The sequence below is a fragment of the Myxococcus sp. CA051A genome (genome assembly GCF_013336705.1).
GTDB lineage: Bacteria > Myxococcota > Myxococcia > Myxococcales > Myxococcaceae > Myxococcus > Myxococcus llanfairpwllgwyngyllgogerychwyrndrobwllllantysiliogogogochensis.
Genome location: NZ_JABUMS010000024.1, coordinates 82,171 through 101,031, shown reverse-complemented (window position 1 = coordinate 101,031; position 18,861 = coordinate 82,171). Strand labels below are relative to the sequence as shown.

Sequence of the window (18,861 nt, the reverse complement as noted above, 5' to 3'; positions counted from 1 at the left end):
CAGGGGGGCGGGCTCAGAACAGGGCCATGCCCAGCTGCGTCACCAGGTACTGAAGGGCAGGTCGCACATTATGCCCCGCGGTCCGGGGACGCTCGGGCTGCGTCGAGTGACACCACTGGGGCTCACCGAGCAGGCGGCCGTCCGAGTGTTGGAACAGCCGGAAGCGCCCCAGGTCCGTGGAGCTGCCCGCGTTGAAGACGCGCAGCGGCCGTCCGTGCGCCGTGTCCAGCACCGTCTCGCAGGGCTGGTGACGGTGGCCATGCAGCACCAGGTCGCACCGGCCCTGCACGCGCGTCACCAGCTCCGCGCCCAGCGTCAGCTCGGAGGCGTGGGGCCAGCCCATGCGCGTGGCCAGGCGCTCCGGGAAGCTCTCCTCGGGCAGCGGCAGCACGTGGTGATGCACCAGCACCGCCACCAGCGCGTCGTGCGGCGCGGCGTCGAGCGCGGCCTCCACCCGCTCCACCGTGTCGAGCGACAGCTCTCCATGGCTCGCGAAGTAGTTGCGGTTGTGCTCACCCGTGGAGTCCACGCACACGAAGTACACGCCGGGGCGCTCCACCGTGCGGACCTTGAGTCCGTCCATCCACGCGCCACCCACGTCCTCACCAGGACGGTCATGGTTGCCGGGGATGAAGGTGAGCCGTCCGGTGTCCAACAGCGGCGCGAAGATGTCGACGAACCGACGGTACTCCTCGCGCGAGCCCTGGTGCGTCAGGTCTCCGGTCAGCACCACGTGGTCCGCGCGGCTGGCCTGGACGGCCGAGAGCAGCGCTTGCGCGGAGGCATCACTGTCGGGGCTCAGGTCCAGGTGGAGGTCCGAGAGATGAGCCAACGTCCGAAGGGGCATGCGAAGCAAGGTAGGCATTGCTCGCGGCGCCTTCACGTCCGTGCGGTGAAACCGCCGCAAGCGGGATGAAACAGATGTGCATCACCCGGCGACCCACTCGTCCCCCGGGGGGAGGGTGGTGTTCACCGTGGACACCACCGCGCGCGGCGGCAACAGCCGGGTGCCGGGGCCCACGCGAAGGCGCGTGCCACGCCAGTCCACCGTGCGGAAGAACGCGCCGTGCCACCACGCGACGAAGAGCAGCAGGTCCTTGGTGAGCACCGCTGGCGCGGCGCGCCACGACACCGACTGCGGTCGCAACGCGCGAAACACCGCGAGATCCACCAGCACCTTGCCGAGGACGACCGCCGTCGCCACCTTCACCGCCTCCGGGGTGGGGCTGGCGAGCACGCCCAGCAGGGCCAGCGGAATCGGGTTGAGCAGGGCCTGCGCCAGATAGGTGGGCGGCGCGACGGCCGTCCGGTGGATGACGCTCCAGCGCAGGTAGCGCTGGAAGAAGGCGCGCACGCTCTTGCCCAGCGACACGTTGTAGACCGGGGCGCACGCGACGACGACGCGCCGGCCCAGCTTCCGCGTCACCCACTGGCCGATGACGTAGTCCTCCGCGAGCACGTCGCGCACCGAGTAGAAGCCGCCCAGGGCCTGGACGTCCTCGCGACGCAGCGCCATGGACTTGCCCACGACGATGTCCTGGTCCGCGCAGCGCTTGGCTCCAATCATCCCCGCCGCCGCGCTGGACGTCAGGTAGAGGTTGTCCAGCAGCGAACCGAAGCTCCGCTCGCCGATGCCCGCCACCGGGTGCGTCACGCAGCCCACCGTGGGGTCCGCGAAGCTGGCGGCAATCTCCTCCAGGTAGCCGGGCCCCACGCGCGTGTTGCTGTCGCTGATGACGAACAAATCAAACCGGGCCCGGTCCGCCAGGGTGATGAGCTGATTCACTTTCGGATTCAGCCCCGGCGCGCCTTCCTGAAGCTCCAGCCGCATGACGCCGGGCCAGCGGCGCACCGCCTCGCACGCGACTCCGTAGGCCGAGTCGCGGGTGTCCTTCACCCCCAGCACCACCTCGTACTCGCCGGGGTAGTCCAGGTGGGCGAAGTGCTTCAGGTTGGTCTCCAGGTCGTCATCCGTGCCGCACAGCGGCTTGAGGATGGAGATGCCCGGCCACGCCGCGCCCGGAGGCAGGGCCCGGGGCCGCTCCCGGCGATGGCGGAGCACGAGCACGTACTGGATGACGAGCGCGGTGAGGCCGAAGCCGGCGGCGAAGAGCAGGAGGGCGGAAGCAAGCGACATGCGCGGGCAGTCCCCGAGGAGGCGCGCGGTCATCGCGCGACCTGGGTTCCACGCTAGGGGGCCCGCGCGTCAGGCCCGCGGAGCGCTCGCGGCGCCGGGGCCAATTCGACGTGACAGCGAAGTGAAGCGGGCGGGCTAGTCGCCCAGGTTGCGGCTGCGCGGGTGGCGGATGTCCTTGCCCCGCACCATGTAGACGACCATCTCCGCCACGTTCATCGCGTGGTCGCCGATGCGCTCCAGGTGCTTGGCGATGAACATCAGCGCGGTGGCCCGGCGGATGTTCTTCGAGTCCTCCATCATGTACGCGAGCAGCTCGTTGAAGATCTTGAGGAAGAGCGCATCCAGCAGGTCATCCCCCTGGAGCACCACCTCTGCCTTCGCCACGTCGCCGGAGACGAAGGCATCCAGCGAGCGCTTCACCTGCTGCTGCGCCAGCTCCGCCAGCTTCGGCGTGTCCACGTAGGGCGCCAGCGGGGGGACCTGGTTCAAGTCCATGGAGCGCTCGGCGATGTTCACCGCCAGGTCGCCGATGCGCTCCAGGTCGGTGACGATTTTCAGCGCCGTGGTGATGAGGCGCAAGTCACTGGCGGCCGGCTGGCGCAGCGCGAGGATGCGGCGGCACAGCTCGTCGATCTCCACCTCCAGCCGGTTGACGTCCTTGTCCGCGGCGACGACCTTCTCCGCCAGGGCGCTGTCGCGGTCCGTGAGGGCGCGCATGCTCTGGACGATGAGGCCCTCCACCTTGGCGCCCATCGCGAGGAGCTTCTCGCGCAAGTCCCTCAGGTCCTGCTCGAACGCCTTGTCCGTGTGAGTCAACGCCATCGCCGCCAATCCCTTCTCTTCGCTCACCCGAACTTCCCGGTGACGTAGTCCTCGGTGCGCTTCTCGCGCGGGTTGGTGAAAATCTGTTCGGTGGCGCCGCATTCCACCAGTTCACCCATGTAGAAGAAAGCCGTCCTGTCACTCACCCGCGCGGCCTGCTGCATGTTGTGGGTGACGATGGCGATGGTGTACGTCGCCTTCAGCTCGTGGATGAGCTCCTCGATCTTCGCAGTGGCGATGGGGTCCAGGGCGCTGGCGGGCTCGTCCATCAGCAGGACCTGGGGCTCCACGGCCATTGCCCGGGCGATGCACAGCCGCTGCTGCTGGCCGCCGGACAGGCCCAGGGCGCTCTCGTGCAGCCGGTCCTTCACTTCATCCCAGAGGGCCGCGCCGCGCAGGGACTTCTCCACGCGCTGCTCCAGCGCGGCCTTGTCCTTCATGCCGCCCACGCGCAGGCCGTAGGCCACGTTCTCGAAGATGCTCTTGGGGAACGGGTTGGACTTCTGGAAGACCATGCCCACGCGGCGACGCAGGTCCACCACGTCCACGCTGCGGTCATGGATGTCCATGTCGTCCAGGAGGATGGTGCCCGTGTGGTTGGCGCCCGGAATCAAGTCGTTCATCCGGTTGAGCGCGCGCAGGAAGGTGGACTTGCCGCAGCCGGACGGGCCGATGAGGGCGGTGACGCGCCGGTCCAGGATGGCCAGGGAGACCTTCTGGATGGCCGCCTTCGTGCCGTAGCGCAGGGTCAGCTCGCGCGCCTCCATCTTCGGGCGCGGGGCGTTGGGATTGAGGGACATGGAGGGCGTGTACCGTTGAGTCAGTGGGCGCCCGCGGCCTTGCGGCGCGTGCGGGTCCGGATGATGACCGCGACGAGGTTGAGGGCGAACGTCAACAACAGCAGCACCAGCACCGTCGAGTAGAGCAGCGGGCGCGTGGCCTCCACGTCCGGTGACTGCGTGGCCATCACATACGTGTGGTAACCCAGGTGCATGAACTGGGAGTTGAGGTGGCTGGGCAGGTCCGGGAGGAAGTAGGCCGCGCCCGTGAAGAGGATGGGCGCGACTTCGCCGGCGCCTCGGGAGATGGCCAGCACGGCCCCGGTGAGGATGCCCGGCAGCGCGCCCGGGAGCACCACCCGCCCCAGCGTCTGGGACTGGGTGGCCCCCAAGGCGAGGCTCGCGGTGCGGTGGTCCATGGGGACGGCGCGCAGCGCCTCCTCGGTGGAGACGATGACGACGGGCAGCGTGAGCACCGCCAGCGTCAGCGAGGCCCAGAGGATGCCCGGCTGCGCCCAGTACATCTCTTCGTGGCCGAGCGCGCGGTCCATGCCCTGGCCCACGAAGAGGATGAAGAAGCCCAGGCCGAACAGGCCGAAGACGATGGAGGGCACGCCGGCCAGGTTCACCACCGCCACGCGGACGATGCGGGCGAAGAGCGAGTGGGGCGGGGCGTACTCGTGGAGGTACACGGCCGTCAGCACGCCCACCGGCATCACCGCCACGGTCATCAGCAGGGTGAGCGCGGCGGTGCCGAAGATGGCGGGGAAGATGCCTCCGCCCATCATGCCGTCGGAGGGCGGTTGGGAGAGGAAGGTCCAGGTGACGCCGCTGGCGCCGTTCTCCACGACGTTGAAGAGGATGATGGCCAGCATCGCGATGATGATGAAGGCCGCGAGGCCGGTGAGTGACGTGAGCGCGAAGCCCACGGCGCGGCGGGTCCCCGGCGTCACGCGGCACCTCCCGTCAGCTTGCGGATGACCCTCTTGGTCCACGTGGAGGCCATGAGGTTGAGCACGAAGGTGAAGATGAAGAGCTGCACGCCGATGAAGAACAGGAGCGAGTAGTGGGGGCTGCCCACCACCACCTCGCCCATCTCCGCGGCGATGGTCGCCGACAGCGAGCGCGCCGAATCCCCCAGGCTCCAGGAGATGACGTCCGCGTTGCCGGAGGCCATGAGGACAATCATCGTCTCGCCAATGGCGCGCCCGAAGCCGAGCACACACGCGGCGAGGATGCCGGGCGCGGCCGCCGGGAGGACGACCTTCCACGCGGTCTCCCAGGGGGTCGCCCCCAGGGCCAGGGAGGCCTCGCGGTAGCTGCGCGGCACGGCGGTGAGCGCGTCTTCCGACACGGTGAAGATGACGGGGACGATGGCGAGCGCCAGTCCCAGGCCGGCCACCATCGCGTTGAGCGGCCGGTCAAAGCCGAGGGCCTCCTTCACCACGGTGGACATCACCATGAGGGCGAAGAAGCCCAGGACGACGGAGGGGATGCCCGCGAGTAGCTCGATGACGGGCTTGAGCAATTCGCGCAGGCGGCGGGGCGCGAACTCCGCGGCGAACAGCGCGCCGAACACGCCCAGCGGGACGGCCACCAGCATGGAGACCGCCGTCGTCTTCAGCGTGCCGACGAACAGCGGAATCATGCTGACCTTGGGAATCTTCGACACCGGCTGCCAGCGGAAGGGCGGCTTGCCCGGGGCCACGTCCTGGGCCAGGAACATCTTGGAGAGGCTGGCCTCGTGGCGGGCCTCCGGCTCCGTGAAGAGCGCGAGGGCCTCCTTGGCCACGAAGATGATGATGAGGATGAGCGCCGCGATGCCGGTGAAGGCCATCAGGGTGATGAACCCCGCGATGACCTTCTCCCGGAGCTGACGCCGCCGCGCCGCGGGTGACAGCGCGGGCGCGATGAGAGGCTGCGTGAGACCCTGCTCCATGATGGCATGTCTATCCATAGTGGCTCGGGCCCCTGGTGACATTCGTGTGACGGAAGGCTCACTTCACCGGGAAGTAGCCGACCTTGGTGACAACGGCCTGTCCTTCGGGTGACAGCGCGAAGTCGATGAACGTCTTGGCATCCCCGGAGGGCTTGTTGCGCAGGTAGAAATACAGGTCGCGCGACAGCGGGTACTTGCCCGTCTTGATGTTCTCCGCCGTGGGGGCGATGTCCTCGTTGCCCTTCTTGATCTTCAGCTCCTTGATGCCCTTGGCGTACGCGGCGCCGCCGTAGCCGATGCTGTTCTTCTCCTTGGAGACGGCGTTCACCACCGCGGCGGTGCCGGGCAGCGTCTGGGCGGAGGCCGCGTAGTCCTCGCCGTCCAGGACGTGGTCCTTGACGAAGACGTAGGTGCCCGAGGAGTTCTCGCGGGAGTAGATGATGATGGGCGCGTCGGGGCCGCCCAGCTGCTTCCAGTTGGTGACATCCCCCACGTAGATGCTGCGCAGCTGCTCCACGGTGAGCGCCGTCACGGGGTTGCCCTCGTTGACGTAGAAGGTGACGCCGTCCTTGGCCACGGGGATTTCCACGCCCGTGGAGTTGTAGCGGGCGCGCAGCTTCTGCTTCTCCGCGTCCTTTATTTCACGGCTGGACATGGCGATCTCCGTGGTGCCGTTCTGGAGCGCCGCCAGCCCCACGCCGGAGCCGCCGCCGGTGACTTGCACCTTGGTGGCGGGTGTCTTCTTCATGAACTCCTCGGCCCATCGCTGCCCGAGGATGACCATGGTGTCGGAGCCCTTCACGGTGACGTTGCCCGCATGGGCGGAGAGCGGGAGGGCGAGCATCAGCCCGATGACCAGTGAACCGAAAATTGCCTTCATGGCGGATTCAGCTCCAGCGAAGTGGTGGTGTTGGGAGGAAGGTAGGGCCTAGTAGCGGGCCTGCATCTGGAGGGTGAACAGGTTGTCATGCGGGTCCTTGGCGTCGTCCGGATGGGCCGTCATGGGCATCTCGTACGCCGCGGTGACCTTGAGGTTCTCCCCGAAGTAGTGGAGGACGGCGACGGCCAGGGTGCCCACCGAGTTGGTGCTCGCGGGACGTCCCTCTGACGCGCTGTTCTTGCGGCCATTCTCCGGGTCGAAGAAGTCGTAGCGGATGGCCACCGCGTCCGACACGCCCACGTTCTGGACAATCAGGCCGTACCAGCCGCTGGCGGGAACGCCGGGCTGCTCCACCTTCACGTCACCGGAGCTCTTCCAGTACGACCTGCCGGTGATGTACTCGCCCTTGATGGCCGTGGCGCCCAGGGGGAGGAGGTCCAGGTAGAGCTGCGCGTCCAGCGCCACGCGGTCCCTCGTGTGCGCCTTGCGGAAGGTGTCCGAGGGGCCCTTGGTGATGGTGTGGCCGTACCAACCGGAGACGCCTCCGGACAGCCAGCCCAGGTCGAAGCCCGCGCGGCCGATGACGTCCTTCTCCTTGTCGTTGTCCACGCCGACGGAGCCCTGGTTGAAGATGCCGTCGCCGTCGAAGAGGCCCGCTGCGACGTTGACCTTCCCCTCGAGGAAGGTGCCGGCGAACTTGACGCCGCGGTCCCGCTCGTCGGGCAGGAAGGCGCGCACGACGCGGGTGCGCTCGGGAATCTCGCGGTCGGCGGAGGACTGCACGGCCTCGTAGCCGAAGGGCCACTTCATCTGGCCCAGGGTGAGGCCGGCCTGTTGGTGGGTGCCAGGGATGAAGAGGGTGGCCTCGGCGTCGCGCACGGTGACGAACGGGGCGGTGGGCACCGCGTCGATCTGCAGCATCATCTGCGCCCAGTCCGTGGTGTAGGTCGTCTTGATGCGGCCCCGGCGCACGGCGAAGCGGCTGAAACCGCCCGTGCCGGTGTCGTCCAGGCTCTGCTGGTACTGGTAGCGGCCCTGGACGTAGCCGGAAATCTTCAGCTTCTTGAGGGAGAGCAGGTCGTTCTTCGTCTCGGTGTTCTGCTCCTCCAGGGCGGCGACCTTGCCCTCGGCGGTCGTCATCCGCTCGTCCAGGTCCGCGTCGGCGGGCGCGGCGTCCGCGGGGGGCGCCTCCGGGCTGTCGGACGCGGGGGCCTGGGCGGCGGGCTCTTCGGCGGGCACGGCGGGCGTCTGGGCCACGGCCATGGCCGGGCTCAGGGCGAGGGTGAGGACCGCGGTGGCGAGTTGACGCATCGGGAAGGGTTTCGAGAGGGTCACGAAACTGGCTTCTAGGTAACGCGCGTGGCCGTTTCAGGTCCGTTGTGTGACATCGGTGTCACGAAGTCAGTGGGTCGGGTCGACGATGCGGTAGCCGACCCCGCGCACCGTCTCCAGCAGGGTGCGCGCCGGGCCCAGTTTGTCGCGCAGGCGCATGACGTGGGTGTCGATGGTGCGCGTCTCCAGCGAGGAGGACAGACCCCAGACCTCCTCCAGGAGCTGCTCGCGCGTCTGGACCCGGCCCGTGCGTGTCATGAGGTGCCCCAGCAGGCGGAACTCCAGCGCGGTGAGGGGGACCTCCTTTTCCTCGACGTAGAAGCGGTGCGCGGACAGGTCCAGCTTGAGGGCGCCCAGGGCGAGGGGCGCGGCCTGGGGCTCCTGGGGCGTGCCTCCGCGACGCAGGATGGCCTTGAGGCGCAGCACCAGCTCCCGCACGCTGAAGGGCTTGACGACGTAGTCATCCGCGCCGACCTCGAAGCCGCGGATGCGGTCGGTCTCCTCGCCCTTGGCGGTGAGCATGACGATGAGGATTTCGCGGGACTGGGCTCCGGCGCGCAGCTGCCGGCAGACGTCGATGCCAGACATGTCGGGGAGCATCAGGTCCAGCAGGACGAGCTCGGGCGGACGCTCGCGAGCGGCGATGAGCGCCGTCTCGCCCGTCGCGGCGAGCTGGGTGGAGAAGCCGGCATCGCGCAGGTTGAAGTCGATGAGGTGGGCGAGATCGGGTTCGTCGTCGACGATGAGGACGTGGGCCATGGCGGGCCGGAGTCTGCGCGTCTCGATTTTCATGCACGTGACGCATTTGCAACGATTGTGTGATGACGACCGGTGGGAGGACAGGCGGGCGGCTCACTCGCGCCTCCGGGCATGTCTGGGTGGAAACTGACAGCGGCCCCCCACCGAGGGGCCCCTCGCACGCTCGCGGCGGAGCGTTACCTGTTCATGTCCTTCGGCCTTTTGTCGGAGGTCTTGTCCAGGAGCCCGCATGTCCCTCGACTCACGTCGGTTCATGTCTCGCCTGTGTTTGCTGCTGCTGTCCGTCTGGAGCACCGCCGCGCTGGCGACCGAGGAGTACCTGCAACTGGCCACCTGCCTGGGTCCCCAACAGCAGACCTATTCGCCGGCCCTGAAGCTGTTGCCCCGGCAGACCTATTTCAGCGCGGAGGCCACGCTGAATGTGTGCGTGACGCTGGACCCCGCGCTCAGCTCGGCCCGCTTCCAGGTCGCCGGCGGAGGGGTCGCGAGCTGTACGCTCGCGTCGCTCCAGAGCCGAATCGTGCTCGAGTGGAACACGGGGGAGACGAGCATCATCGACATGTCGTCTCCGCTGGACCTCAAGCCCCTGGGCCAGACGGTGGTGCCCTCCTACGGCACGGTGATATCCGGCAGGTTCGAGGGCGCCCTCGTCGTCTCCGTGCTGGAGCTGACCCCCAATGACCTGGCCCTGCTCAAATGCCTGACGACGGGAGTCACCGAGTCCTCGGGGCTGATCAGCATGACCTTCCTCCAGCTGTTGCCCTGAGGCGTCAGCCCGGCCTCGTGCGAGCCCAGGGGCTTCGTCGTCCCTGCGGGCGAGCCGTGCGTGAGACATCCATGAAAGTCAGACATGGCTTGCGTGCTGCGGGCGCGAGGTGCGGGCTGTTTTCGGGGCGGGGCGGAGGTTCGAGGTGTTTCGATGTCTGGAATGTGAGGCGTCCCCTCGTGAGACTCGCCAGGTCCTCCGGGGCAAAGCCCGTTGTGCCTTGGTGCTAGCTGTCTGTGGGTTGGCCGACCTCGTTTCCCGTGAAGTGTCCACGGGGCAACACAAGCCCCAGGGGGATGAGGATGTGTCATATTGCTCATGGGTTGCTCATGACTCATTTGAGAGGGATTGTGTCGATGTGAGGTGATTGATGGCTGAGAAGCTGGTGGATACCCAAGGCGCCCGTGGGAATGAGTCAAATCAGTCGGTGTTTTCCGGCTTTCAACACCTGTCGTTGGAGGAGCGGCGCGAGCGTCTCGGTGTGGGGCTGGGACTGGACGCGGAGCTCCTGGATGGACTCACCGGAGAGCAGGGGCTGCGGATGGAGGCCGCCCTGGCGATGGTGGAGAACGCGGTGGGGCTCTTCAGTCTGCCCTTGGGGTTGGGGCTCCACCTGAAGGTCAACGGGCGGGACTACACGGTGCCCATGGTGGTGGAGGAGCCGTCGGTCATCGCGGCCGCGTCCTTCGCCGCGAAGCTGGTGGGCGCCGCGGGAGGGTTCGTCGCGGAGGCGGACTCGTCCCTGATGATTGGTCAAATCCAGCTCGCGCGCTTCGGGCCGCCGAGCTTCGCCATGGCGCGCATCCTGGAGGCGCGCACGGAGCTGCTGGCGCTGGCCAACAGCCTGCATCCGCAGTTGGAGCGCCGAGGTGGCGGGGCCCGGGACGTGGAGGTGCGGCTCCTGCCCCCTCCCGAGGGGCCCGGCATGGAGCCGCTGCTGGTGGTGCACGTGCTCGTCGACACGCAGGAGGCGATGGGCGCCAACCTGGTCAACACGATGATGGAGGGCCTGGCCCCGCGCATCGAGCAGCTCACGGGTGGCAAGGTCTACCTGCGCATCCTCTCCAACCTGTCGGACCGGCGGCTGGCCCGGGCGCGCTGCTCCATTCCCGAGCGGGCCCTGGCGGACTTCGGGCTGAGCGGCGGGGAGGTCGCCGAGGGCGTCGTCCAGGCGAGCCGCTTCGCGCTGGCGGACCCGTACCGCGCGGCGACGCACAACAAGGGCATCATGAATGGCATCGACGCGCTGGCGCTCGCCACCGGGCAGGACTGGCGCGCCATCGAGGCGGGGGCACATGCCTTCGCGGCCCGCGGGGGACGGTATGGCCCGCTGTCGGTGTGGCGCAGGGAAGGGGGCCACCTGCTGGGAGAAATCCAGCTGCCGCTGGCGCTGGGCACGGTGGGGGGCTCGATGCTGGCGCATCCCGGAGTCCAGGCCTCGTTCAAGATGCTGGGACAGCCCTCCGCGCGGGAGCTGGCCTGCATCTTCGCCTCGCTGGGGCTCGCGCAGAACCTGGCGGCGATTCGCGCGCTGGGCTCGGTGGGCATCCAACGCGGCCATATGGCGCTGCACGCGCGCACCGTGGCGTCGAGTGTCGGCGCGCCACCGGAGTGGGTGGAGGCCATCGCCGCGCTGCTCGTCCAGGAGGGTGAGGTGAAGGTGGACCGGGCCCGGCAGGTGCTGGACCGGATGCGTGGCGGCGGCGAGTCCGTGACGCTCACGCCCTCCGCGCTGCGCACGGGGCTCCAGGACGAAATCGAATAGGCCCCAGGCTTCACGTCCTCCGCGTCGACGAGCAAGGGGAAGGGCGCGCCGAGTGCGCGGTGTCCTTCCCCTTCTCCCCGCGTGGAGGAACCGGGGCCTGTCGCGTGTTCTGATTCCCACCCGCCCGAGGGCTGTGCAACAACGGCGGGGTGAGCCCCCATGACTCCGCCTGACTCGCACTCCTCGCCGCCCAACACTCCGCCCCTGCGCACCCTGCCGGTGCCCACGCTGACTCCCACGCCGGGCGAGCTGGCGCATGCGCAGAAGCGGGGCGGCCGCTCGGCGCTGCTCGGGTTGGGGCTGGTGGGCGTCGTGGCGCTGACGAGTCCCGTGCTCGGCTACCTGGAGGACGTGGGCAACGCGCGCGAGGAGCTGCTGGGGCACCTGTCGAACCAGGCCCGTGTCCAGGCGGACGCGCTGGGGGTCCACCTGCTGTTGCTGGAGGCGGAGCTCGCGCGCGTCGCCGGGCACCCCACGCTCTTTCCGGAGGATGGGGCGTCCCCCGCGGAGCAGGCCCTGCTCGACAGCGCCTTCTACCACTCGTCGCTGTTCTCGGAGGGCGTGGCCCTGCTCGGTCCCCGAGGCGAGCGTGTGTGGAGCGACCCTCCCGGCATGTCGCTGGGCGCGTCGCCCATCACCGCGCGCCCCTGGTTCCAGCGGATGGTGGAGCGCAAGGCGCCGGCCATCGACCTGTTGGAGGGCGAGGGGGGGCCGCTCGTCGTCGCCGTGCCGATGATCAAGGAGGGCCAGCTCAAGGGCGTGCTGCTCGGTGAGGTGCGCACGGAGGCGCTGCCCACGCGCTCCACGGAGGAGACGGCGCTGTTCCTGATGGATGCGCGCGGACGGCTCCTGCTGCCGTCGTCGCCCTTCTCGCACCAGGAGGACTTCTCTGGAGCGCTGCGCTCGCTGGCGAAGGCGCCAGGGCCGCTGATGTTGGAGGGGAACCGGTTGATGGGCGCGGCGGCGTGGGTGGGACGCAGCGAGCTGTTGCTCGTGGTGCTCGAGGACGAGGAGTCAGCCACGGCCGGACTGCGCTCGCGTTTCCTGCGACAGCTCGCCTTCCATATCGCGCTGCTCACCTGCACCCTCGGCCTGTTCCTCGTCCTGCTGCGGCATTCCTACCGCTCGTTGCTCGCGGCGGAGGAGCGGCTGCGCCGTCAGGAGACGATGGCCGCGCTGGGCACCGCCGCCGCGCTCATCGCCCACGAGGTGAAGAACGCGCTCAACGGCATCCAGGCCGCGCTGTCCGTGCTGCGCACGACGCCCGCGGGCAGCGAATTGCCGGTGCGGGGCCTGCGCTCCCAGGTGGAGCGGCTGGGGCATCTGGCGCGCTCGCTGCTGTCGTTCGGCGCGCCCCGTGCCGCGATGCGGCGAAGCTGCGAGGTGCACCTGTTGGTGGAGGAGGCGCTCCAGGCGGTGCGCATGCTGCCCGAGTCGGAGGAGGTGGAGCTGCGCACGTCGCTGGAGGAGAACCTGACCGTCCAGGGTGACGCGGCGCTCCTGGTGTCGGCCATCGACAACCTGGTGCGCAACGCGGTGGAGGCGGGCGCTGTGGCGAAGGACACGGGCCTGCGCCCCGCGCCCTGGGTGGCGGTGAACCTGTCGCGGGATGGCGATGCGGCGCTGCTGGTGGTGGAGGACAACGCGGGCGGCGTGGACCCCCGGCTCGAGCCCCGGCTTTGGGAGCCGTTCGCCACCGGCCGCGCGAAAGGCGTGGGCCTGGGGTTGCCCATGGCGCGGACGTCCGTGGAGGCGCATGGTGGAAGCCTGACCTATACCCGCCGTCCACAGGGCAGCCTCTTCACGCTGCGGTTGCCGCTGGAGCGCACTTCATGAGCATCCATCTGCTGTTGGTGGACGACGACCGGACCTTCGCCTCGCTGGCGGCCACCGTGCTGCGTCACGAGGGCTTCCGGGTGACGCTGGCGCACTCGCTCCACGACGCGCGCGCCGCGCTCGCCCGGCAGGCGCCCGAGGTCGTCGTGTTGGACCGCCGCCTGCCGGATGGAGACGGCATCCACCTCTTGCCGGAGCTGCGCGCGCAGTTCCCGGACACGGCGGTGATGATGGTGACGGCGCACGGCGACATCGCCAGCGCGGTGGACGCCATCAAGCAGGGCGCGCGCGACTACCTGTCCAAGCCGGTGGAACTCGACGACCTCGTCCTGCGCGCGCGCCGTGCCGCCGCGGACCTCCAGCTCCACGAGCGGCTGCGTCAGGCCGAGAGCGAGCTGGGGGGCCGGCGTCGGCTCTTGCGTCCGCGCGCCCCGGCGATGGTGGCCGCGCTCCAGATGATTGAGCGCATCGCCACCGCGCCCCGAAGTCCGGTGCTCATCACCGGCGAGACGGGCGCGGGCAAGGAGGTGCTCGCGCGGCACCTGCACAACGTGCAGGGCAACCAGGGCCCCTTCGTCCACGTCAACTGCGCCGCGCTGCCCTCCGCGCTGGTGGAGAGCGAGCTGTTCGGCCACGAGCGGGGCGCCTTCACCGACGCGCGCGCTGCCCGGCGCGGGCTGGTGGAGGTGGCCGACGGCGGCATCCTCTTCCTCGACGAGATTGGCGAGCTGCCGCTCAGCCTCCAGGCCAAGTTGCTCACCTTCCTGGACCAGGGCGCCTTCCGGCGGCTGGGTGGGACGACGGAGCTGACGAGCAACGCCCGCGTGGTGACGGCCACCAACCGCGACCTCACGCGCGAGGTGGCGGAGAGCCGCTTCCGAGAGGACCTGTACTTCCGCCTGAGCGTCTTCCGCGTGGAGATTCCCCCGCTGCGCCAGCGCCGCGAGGACGTGCTGCCGCTGGCGGAGTCACTGCTGGTGGAGCTGTGCGCGGAGCTGGGGCGCAGGCCCGTGGACTTCACCAGCGCCGCGAGGGCTCGCCTGGAGCGCTACCCGTTTCCGGGCAACGTGCGCGAGCTGCGCAACGTGCTGGAGCGCGCGCTGGTGCTCGAGCCGGGACCCGCGCTGGAGCTCCAGGCGCTGGAGCCGCGAGGCCCGCTGGGGCCCGCGGCCACGGACCCGGACGCCTTCGTGGTGTCGGGCACGCGCTCGCTCGACGAGGTGGAGCGCCTGTACGTGAAGCATGTCCTCGGCCGCCTGGACGGCCGGCGGATGGAAGCCGCGAAGGCGCTCGGGCTGTCCTACCCCACGTTCCTCCGCAAGCTCGAGGAGTGAGCCCCAGGGCGTCGGGACGGTCCCTCCGACGTGCCAGGCCGGCGCTTCAAGTTCCTTGCTCAAGTTTCTTGAAGTCCGGCGCGGGCACTTGAAGTTCCTTTCATCGCCCGCCTGCTCCCGGGCGCCGCATTCCCTTGTGAAATCGCCCGTTTAGGTCCTGGCACGGGCGTTGCCATGACGCACCGCGAGACTCAGCGTGCGCCACCGTGGGGTGGCGTCTTCTCGTGGAGGTGTGTGGCATGACGACGAGTGATGGGAACGCTGGCTCGGCCTGGAAGAATCTGGCCGCTGACCTGCCCGCTTCCCTGGTGGTTTTCCTGGTGGCGCTGCCCCTGTGCATGGGCATCGCGTTGGCTTCAGGTGCGCCCATCGTCTCGGGCCTCATCGCCGGCGTGGTGGGTGGCGTGGTGGTGGGCCTGTTGGGAGGTGCGCCGCTTCAAGTCAGCGGCCCCGCCGCGGGCCTGGCGGTGATGGTGTTCGGGTTCATCCAGACCATGGGTCTGGCGATGACGTGCGCCGCGGTGGCCGTGGCGGGCGTGGTGCAGATGATTTTCGGTGGGCTCAAGGTGGCGCGCGCGGCGCTGGCCATCTCGCCCGCGGTGATTCACGGGATGCTGGCCGGTATCGGCATCCTCATCGTGCTGGGGCAGGTCCACATCGTCCTGGGTGGCAGCCCCCAGTCGAGCGCCTGGCAGAACATCAAGGAGCTGCCGGAGCAGATCCTCGGCCTGCATGGCCCGGCCGCGGTGCTGGGCCTGGCCACCATCGGGTTGATGGTGGTGTGGCCTCTGTTGGCCAAGGGCAAGCTGAAGCTCGTGCCGGCGCCGCTGGTGGCGGTGGTGGGAGCGACGGCGGCGTCGGTGCTCTGGGGCGCGGACGTGTCGCGCGTGGAGCTGCCGGCCAACGTGTTCAGCAGCATGCAGCTTCCGGCGATTCCCACCGGCAACTGGGGTCAATTCGTAACGGCCGTGCTGTCGCTGGCGCTGGTGGCGAGCGCGGAGTCGCTGTTGTCGGCGGTGGCCACGGACAAGATGCACACGGGGCCCCGGGCCAACCTGGACAAGGAGCTGTTCGCGCAGGGCGTGGCGAACACGGTGTCCGGGCTCGTGGGTGGCCTGCCCATCACCGGCGTCATCGTGCGCAGCGCGGCGAACATCGCGGCGGGCGCGAAGTCACGTTGGTCCGCGGTCATCCACGGCGGGTTGCTGCTGCTCTTCGTCACCACGCTCGGCTCGGTGGCGGGCCTGGTGCCGCTGACGGTGCTGGCGGGTCTGCTCGTCGTCGTCGGCACCAAGCTGGTGAACCTGCACCACATCCGCGAGCTGCAGAAGCGCGGCGAGGTGCTCGTCTACGCGGTGACGGTGGCGGGCGTCGTCGGCATCAACCTGCTGGCGGGCATTGGTCTGGGATTGCTGGTGGCCATGCTGCGGTTGCTGTGGCGGTTGGGCAGCGTGAAGGTGGACGTCAAGCAGGCTCACGGGGAGTTCCTCGTGCAGGTGTCGGGCTCGCTCACCTTCGTGGGTGTGCCCCGCCTCTCCACGGCGCTGGCGCAGGTGCCCGCGGGGTCCAAGGTTCGCGTGGACCTGACCGTGGACACGTTGGACCACTCGGGTTTCGAGGCCATCGAAAGCTGGAGTGACACGCATCGCAAGACGGGCGGCTCGGTGGTCATGGAGTCGCTCGAAGAGGTCTGGGTCCGCAGCGGTACGAGCCGGTCCAGTCCTGTCCTGGGTTCGCAGGTTTCCACCAACACTCTCGCGTCTGAAGGTGCCCCATGAAGAAGCTCATCCGTGGTCTGCTGGACTTCCAGCTCAAGGGTCGGCCCGCCTATCGCGAAGTGTTCGCCCGTCTGGCGCAGGGCCAGTCCCCGGACTGCATCTTCATCTCCTGCTCGGACAGCCGGCTGGTGCCGAACCTGCTTGTGACGACGGACCCGGGCGACCTGTTCGTGGTTCGCAACGTGGGCAACCTGGTGCCGCCGTCGGACGCCCACGGCGTCTCCACGGGAGACCAGTCCGAGCCCGCGGCGCTCGAGTTCGGTCTGAGCAACCTGGAGGTGGAGGACGTGGTCGTCTGCGGCCACTCCAGCTGCGGCGCGATGAAGGCGCTGCTCGCCGGAGGCCAGGTGCCGGGCGCGCCCAACCTCCAGCGCTGGCTGGAGCATGGCCAGCAGGCGCTGCGCACCCTCAAGGAGGGCACCACGGTGGGCGAGGGCCTGCCTGAGTACGACCGGCTCTCGCAGCTCAACGTGCTCCAGCAGCTCCAGCACGTGTCGTCGTACCCGGTGGTGAAGGAGCGCATCGCCGCCGGCAAGCTGCGGCTGCACGGGTGGTGGTTCGACATCGCCAACGCGCAGGTTCACGTCTGGCGCCCGACGCACGGCCGCTTCATCCCCATGACGGAGCTGGTGGGGGAGGCGCTCTTGCGCGAGCTCGGCGGCGATCCGCTCTTCCCGGGCGAGGGTCGGGCGGCGAACCAGGAGGGGCCCGGCGGCGAGGGTGTCGCCCGGATTCTCTCCGTGGCCGCCGGCCACTGAGCCTGGGGCCTCTCGTAGCAGGCAGGCAAGGGGGCATGGCCCACATGGGGCCGTGACTCCTGATTGGAAATCGGACGCTGGAGAGGAAGGATGCGGCCTGGCTCCGCATGACCCCCTTCCTCTTCACGTTCGTCGTCCTGGGCTTCTCGGTGGGCGCGGGACTGCTGGGCTCGTTGCTGGGCATCGGCGGCGGGCTCATCCTCATCCCCGTCCTCACCCTGCTGTTGAAGGTGGACATCCACTACGCGGTGGGTGCGTCCATCGTCTCCGTCATCGCCACGTCGAGCGGCGCGGCGGCCGCGTATGTGCGCGAGCGCATGGCCAACATGCGCGTGGCCATGTTCCTGGAGCTGGCCACCACGGCGGGCGCGCTCACCGGGGCCTTCCTGTCGGGTCGGGTGGGAGGGCGCGGGGTGTACCTCGTCTTCGGCGCCGTCATGGCGTACTCGGCGCTGGTGATGCTGCGGAGGATGCACGCGAGCGAGGAAGCGCCGGTGCCCGAGGACGCGCTGGCGGACCGGCTGGCGCTGCACGGCAGCTACTGGGATGAGTCCACTGGCCGCGAGGTGAGCTACCGCGTCACCCGTCCCCTGGCGGGGCTGGGGTTGATGTATGTGGCGGGCACGGTGAGCGGCATGCTGGGCATCGGCTCGGGCGCGCTGAAGGTGCCCGCCATGGACCTGACCATGCGGCTGCCGCTGAAGGTGTCCACGGCCACCAGCAACTTCATGATTGGCGTGACAGCGGCGGCCAGCGCGGGCGTCTACTTCGCGCGAGGCCACATCGACCCGTTCATCGCGGGCCCCGTCTGCGTGGGCGTCACGCTGGGCGCGTGGCTGGGCTCACGTCACCTGATGGCGAGGGTGAATGCGTCGTGGCTGCGCGCGCTCTTCGTGGGCGTGCTGCTGTGGGTGGCCTTCGAGATGCTGCGCAAGGGGTGGTCGTCATGAACGAAGCGCCGTCATCCGAGCCCGAGCCCCGCCCCTTGCCGCCGTCCAGCGTGGCGCTGCCCGTGGGGCCAGAGGCCGTTCCGCTGGTGCCCGAGCTGCTCATCAGCGACCTGCTGCGCTACGGCGTCCTCGTCAGCATGTCGCTGGTGACGCTGGGCACGCTGGTGACGTTCTTCCGCCACCCCGACTACCTCGTGTCTTCCGAGGCCCTGGAGCGCCTCACCGCGCCGCACCCCGTGCCGCACGGGCTGGCGGACGTGGTGGCGGGCGCCATGGCCGCGCGAGGGCAGTCCTTTGTCATGGCGGGGCTCCTGGTGATGATGGCCGTGCCGGTGATGCGCGTGGCGCTGTCGCTGCTCATCTTCCGGCAGCAGAAGGACCGGCTCTACGTGGCCATCACCACCGTGGTGCTGACGCTGCTGCTGGTGTCCTTTCTCGTGGGCGCCGCGGAGGGCTGAGCGCCTCACCCCCCCGTGTCGTAGCGCTTGAGCGCGCGGCCCGGCGCGGCCCACCAGACGAGCTGGAAGCCCGCGTCGTCCCCGGTGGACTGGAGCGCCACGGCGGTGCCCTTGCGCAGCTTCTCCGGCGCCTGGGTGTCGTCGCCCAGCGCGAGCGCCAGCGCCTGCTCCAGCGAGGGGTTGTGGCCCACCAGCGCGAAGCCCGGCCCCAGCTCCCGCGCCAGCTTCAGGATGCGCCGGGGCGCGCTGTTGCGGGGCACCAGCGCGGGGTGGACCTCCACGCGCGACAGGCCCAGGGCCTCGGCGAGCAGCTCCGCCGTCTGGACGGCGCGCACCAGGGGACTGGTGACGATGCCTTGCAGCGGGGTGAGGCGGGCCAGCTTGCGCGCGTGTTGACGGAAGAGGGCGCGGCCCTCCGGGGTGAGGGCACGGGCCTCATCCCCCAGGATGTGCGTGTCTTCGGCTTCGGCGTGGCGGACGAGCAGCAGCGGCAGTTCGCGAGCGGACATGGTGGCCTGCCTCAACCACCCGCCACCGCTCCGGGCAAGCAACGTCCCGGCGACAAAGC

18 protein-coding genes are annotated in these 18,861 nt (G+C 69.4%); 8 read left to right on the top strand and 10 right to left on the bottom strand.

Annotation, left to right across the window (positions count from 1 at the left end):
- Nucleotides 1-13: 13 nt before the first annotated feature.
- From HUA74_RS40785 to HUA74_RS40745, 9 genes are all read right to left on the bottom strand, one after another.
- Nucleotides 14-865, bottom strand: a complete 852-nt coding sequence (locus tag HUA74_RS40785) for a metallophosphoesterase (RefSeq protein WP_174458895.1) — start codon at nucleotides 863-865, stop codon at nucleotides 14-16.
- Between the two features lie 63 nt (nucleotides 866-928).
- A complete protein-coding gene (locus HUA74_RS40780) occupies nucleotides 929-2,137 on the bottom strand; it encodes a ceramide glucosyltransferase (protein ID WP_174458894.1) in 1,209 nt (402 codons plus the stop codon).
- Between the two features lie 135 nt (nucleotides 2,138-2,272).
- Entirely contained in the window at nucleotides 2,273-2,959 is a 687-nt protein-coding gene (gene phoU / locus HUA74_RS40775; protein ID WP_141647373.1) for a phosphate signaling complex protein PhoU, read from the bottom strand.
- Nucleotides 2,960-2,982: 23 nt separating this feature from the next.
- Entirely contained in the window at nucleotides 2,983-3,726 is a 744-nt protein-coding gene (pstB, locus tag HUA74_RS40770) for a phosphate ABC transporter ATP-binding protein PstB (protein WP_217440826.1), read from the bottom strand.
- Between the two features lie 53 nt (nucleotides 3,727-3,779).
- Complete coding sequence (gene pstA, locus HUA74_RS40765) at nucleotides 3,780-4,691, bottom strand: phosphate ABC transporter permease PstA (RefSeq protein WP_174458893.1); 912 nt, start codon at nucleotides 4,689-4,691, stop codon at nucleotides 3,780-3,782.
- On the bottom strand, nucleotides 4,688-5,677 hold the full coding sequence (gene pstC, locus HUA74_RS40760) for a phosphate ABC transporter permease subunit PstC (protein WP_246137655.1): 990 nt from the start codon (nucleotides 5,675-5,677) through the stop codon (nucleotides 4,688-4,690). Before pstC ends, pstA begins: the two co-directional genes overlap by 4 nt.
- A 58-nt stretch (nucleotides 5,678-5,735) precedes the next feature.
- Entirely contained in the window at nucleotides 5,736-6,557 is an 822-nt protein-coding gene (locus HUA74_RS40755) for a phosphate ABC transporter substrate-binding protein (protein WP_141647368.1), read from the bottom strand.
- A 48-nt stretch (nucleotides 6,558-6,605) separates the two neighbouring features.
- Nucleotides 6,606-7,868: a porin gene (locus HUA74_RS40750; RefSeq protein WP_217443696.1), complete on the bottom strand. Its 1,263-nt coding sequence runs from the start codon at nucleotides 7,866-7,868 to the stop codon at nucleotides 6,606-6,608.
- A gap of 90 nt (nucleotides 7,869-7,958) precedes the next feature.
- Nucleotides 7,959-8,648 (bottom strand): response regulator, encoded by a 690-nt coding sequence (locus tag HUA74_RS40745; protein WP_174458909.1) that lies wholly within the window; start codon nucleotides 8,646-8,648, stop codon nucleotides 7,959-7,961.
- 229 nt (nucleotides 8,649-8,877) lie between these two features.
- Between HUA74_RS40745 and HUA74_RS40740 the strand changes: the two genes are divergently transcribed.
- The 8 genes from HUA74_RS40740 (at nucleotide 8,878) to HUA74_RS40705 (ending at nucleotide 18,293) form a co-directional block, all read left to right on the top strand.
- Entirely contained in the window at nucleotides 8,878-9,414 is a 537-nt protein-coding gene (locus HUA74_RS40740; protein WP_174458891.1) for a hypothetical protein, read from the top strand.
- 370 nt (nucleotides 9,415-9,784) lie between these two features.
- The gene (locus tag HUA74_RS40735) at nucleotides 9,785-11,179 is read left to right on the top strand and encodes a hydroxymethylglutaryl-CoA reductase, degradative (RefSeq protein ID WP_174458890.1); all 1,395 of its coding nucleotides are present in this window, start codon (nucleotides 9,785-9,787) and stop codon (nucleotides 11,177-11,179) included.
- Nucleotides 11,180-11,338: 159 nt separating this feature from the next.
- Nucleotides 11,339-13,015 carry a PAS domain-containing sensor histidine kinase gene (locus tag HUA74_RS40730; protein WP_174458889.1) on the top strand — a complete coding sequence of 559 codons (1,677 nt, stop codon included), beginning with the start codon at nucleotides 11,339-11,341 and terminating at the stop codon, nucleotides 13,013-13,015.
- Entirely contained in the window at nucleotides 13,012-14,349 is a 1,338-nt protein-coding gene (locus tag HUA74_RS40725) for a sigma-54 dependent transcriptional regulator (RefSeq protein ID WP_174458888.1), read from the top strand. The genes HUA74_RS40730 and HUA74_RS40725 overlap by 4 nt, the downstream gene beginning before the upstream one ends.
- A gap of 239 nt (nucleotides 14,350-14,588) precedes the next feature.
- A complete protein-coding gene (locus HUA74_RS40720) occupies nucleotides 14,589-16,127 on the top strand; it encodes a SulP family inorganic anion transporter (protein WP_174458887.1) in 1,539 nt (512 codons plus the stop codon).
- On the top strand, nucleotides 16,124-16,885 hold the full coding sequence (locus tag HUA74_RS40715; protein ID WP_141648863.1) for a carbonic anhydrase: 762 nt from the start codon (nucleotides 16,124-16,126) through the stop codon (nucleotides 16,883-16,885). The genes HUA74_RS40720 and HUA74_RS40715 overlap by 4 nt, the downstream gene beginning before the upstream one ends.
- Nucleotides 16,886-16,992: 107 nt before the next feature.
- Nucleotides 16,993-17,835, top strand: a complete 843-nt coding sequence (locus HUA74_RS40710; protein WP_174458886.1) for a sulfite exporter TauE/SafE family protein — start codon at nucleotides 16,993-16,995, stop codon at nucleotides 17,833-17,835.
- On the top strand, nucleotides 17,832-18,293 hold the full coding sequence (locus HUA74_RS40705) for a DUF1634 domain-containing protein (protein ID WP_174458885.1): 462 nt from the start codon (nucleotides 17,832-17,834) through the stop codon (nucleotides 18,291-18,293). Before HUA74_RS40710 ends, HUA74_RS40705 begins: the two co-directional genes overlap by 4 nt.
- Before the next feature lie 5 nt (nucleotides 18,294-18,298).
- Here HUA74_RS40705 and HUA74_RS40700 read toward each other — a convergent pair whose 3' ends face one another.
- Nucleotides 18,299-18,802 (bottom strand): histidine phosphatase family protein, encoded by a 504-nt coding sequence (locus HUA74_RS40700; protein ID WP_174458884.1) that lies wholly within the window; start codon nucleotides 18,800-18,802, stop codon nucleotides 18,299-18,301.
- Nucleotides 18,803-18,861: the final 59 nt, after the last annotated feature.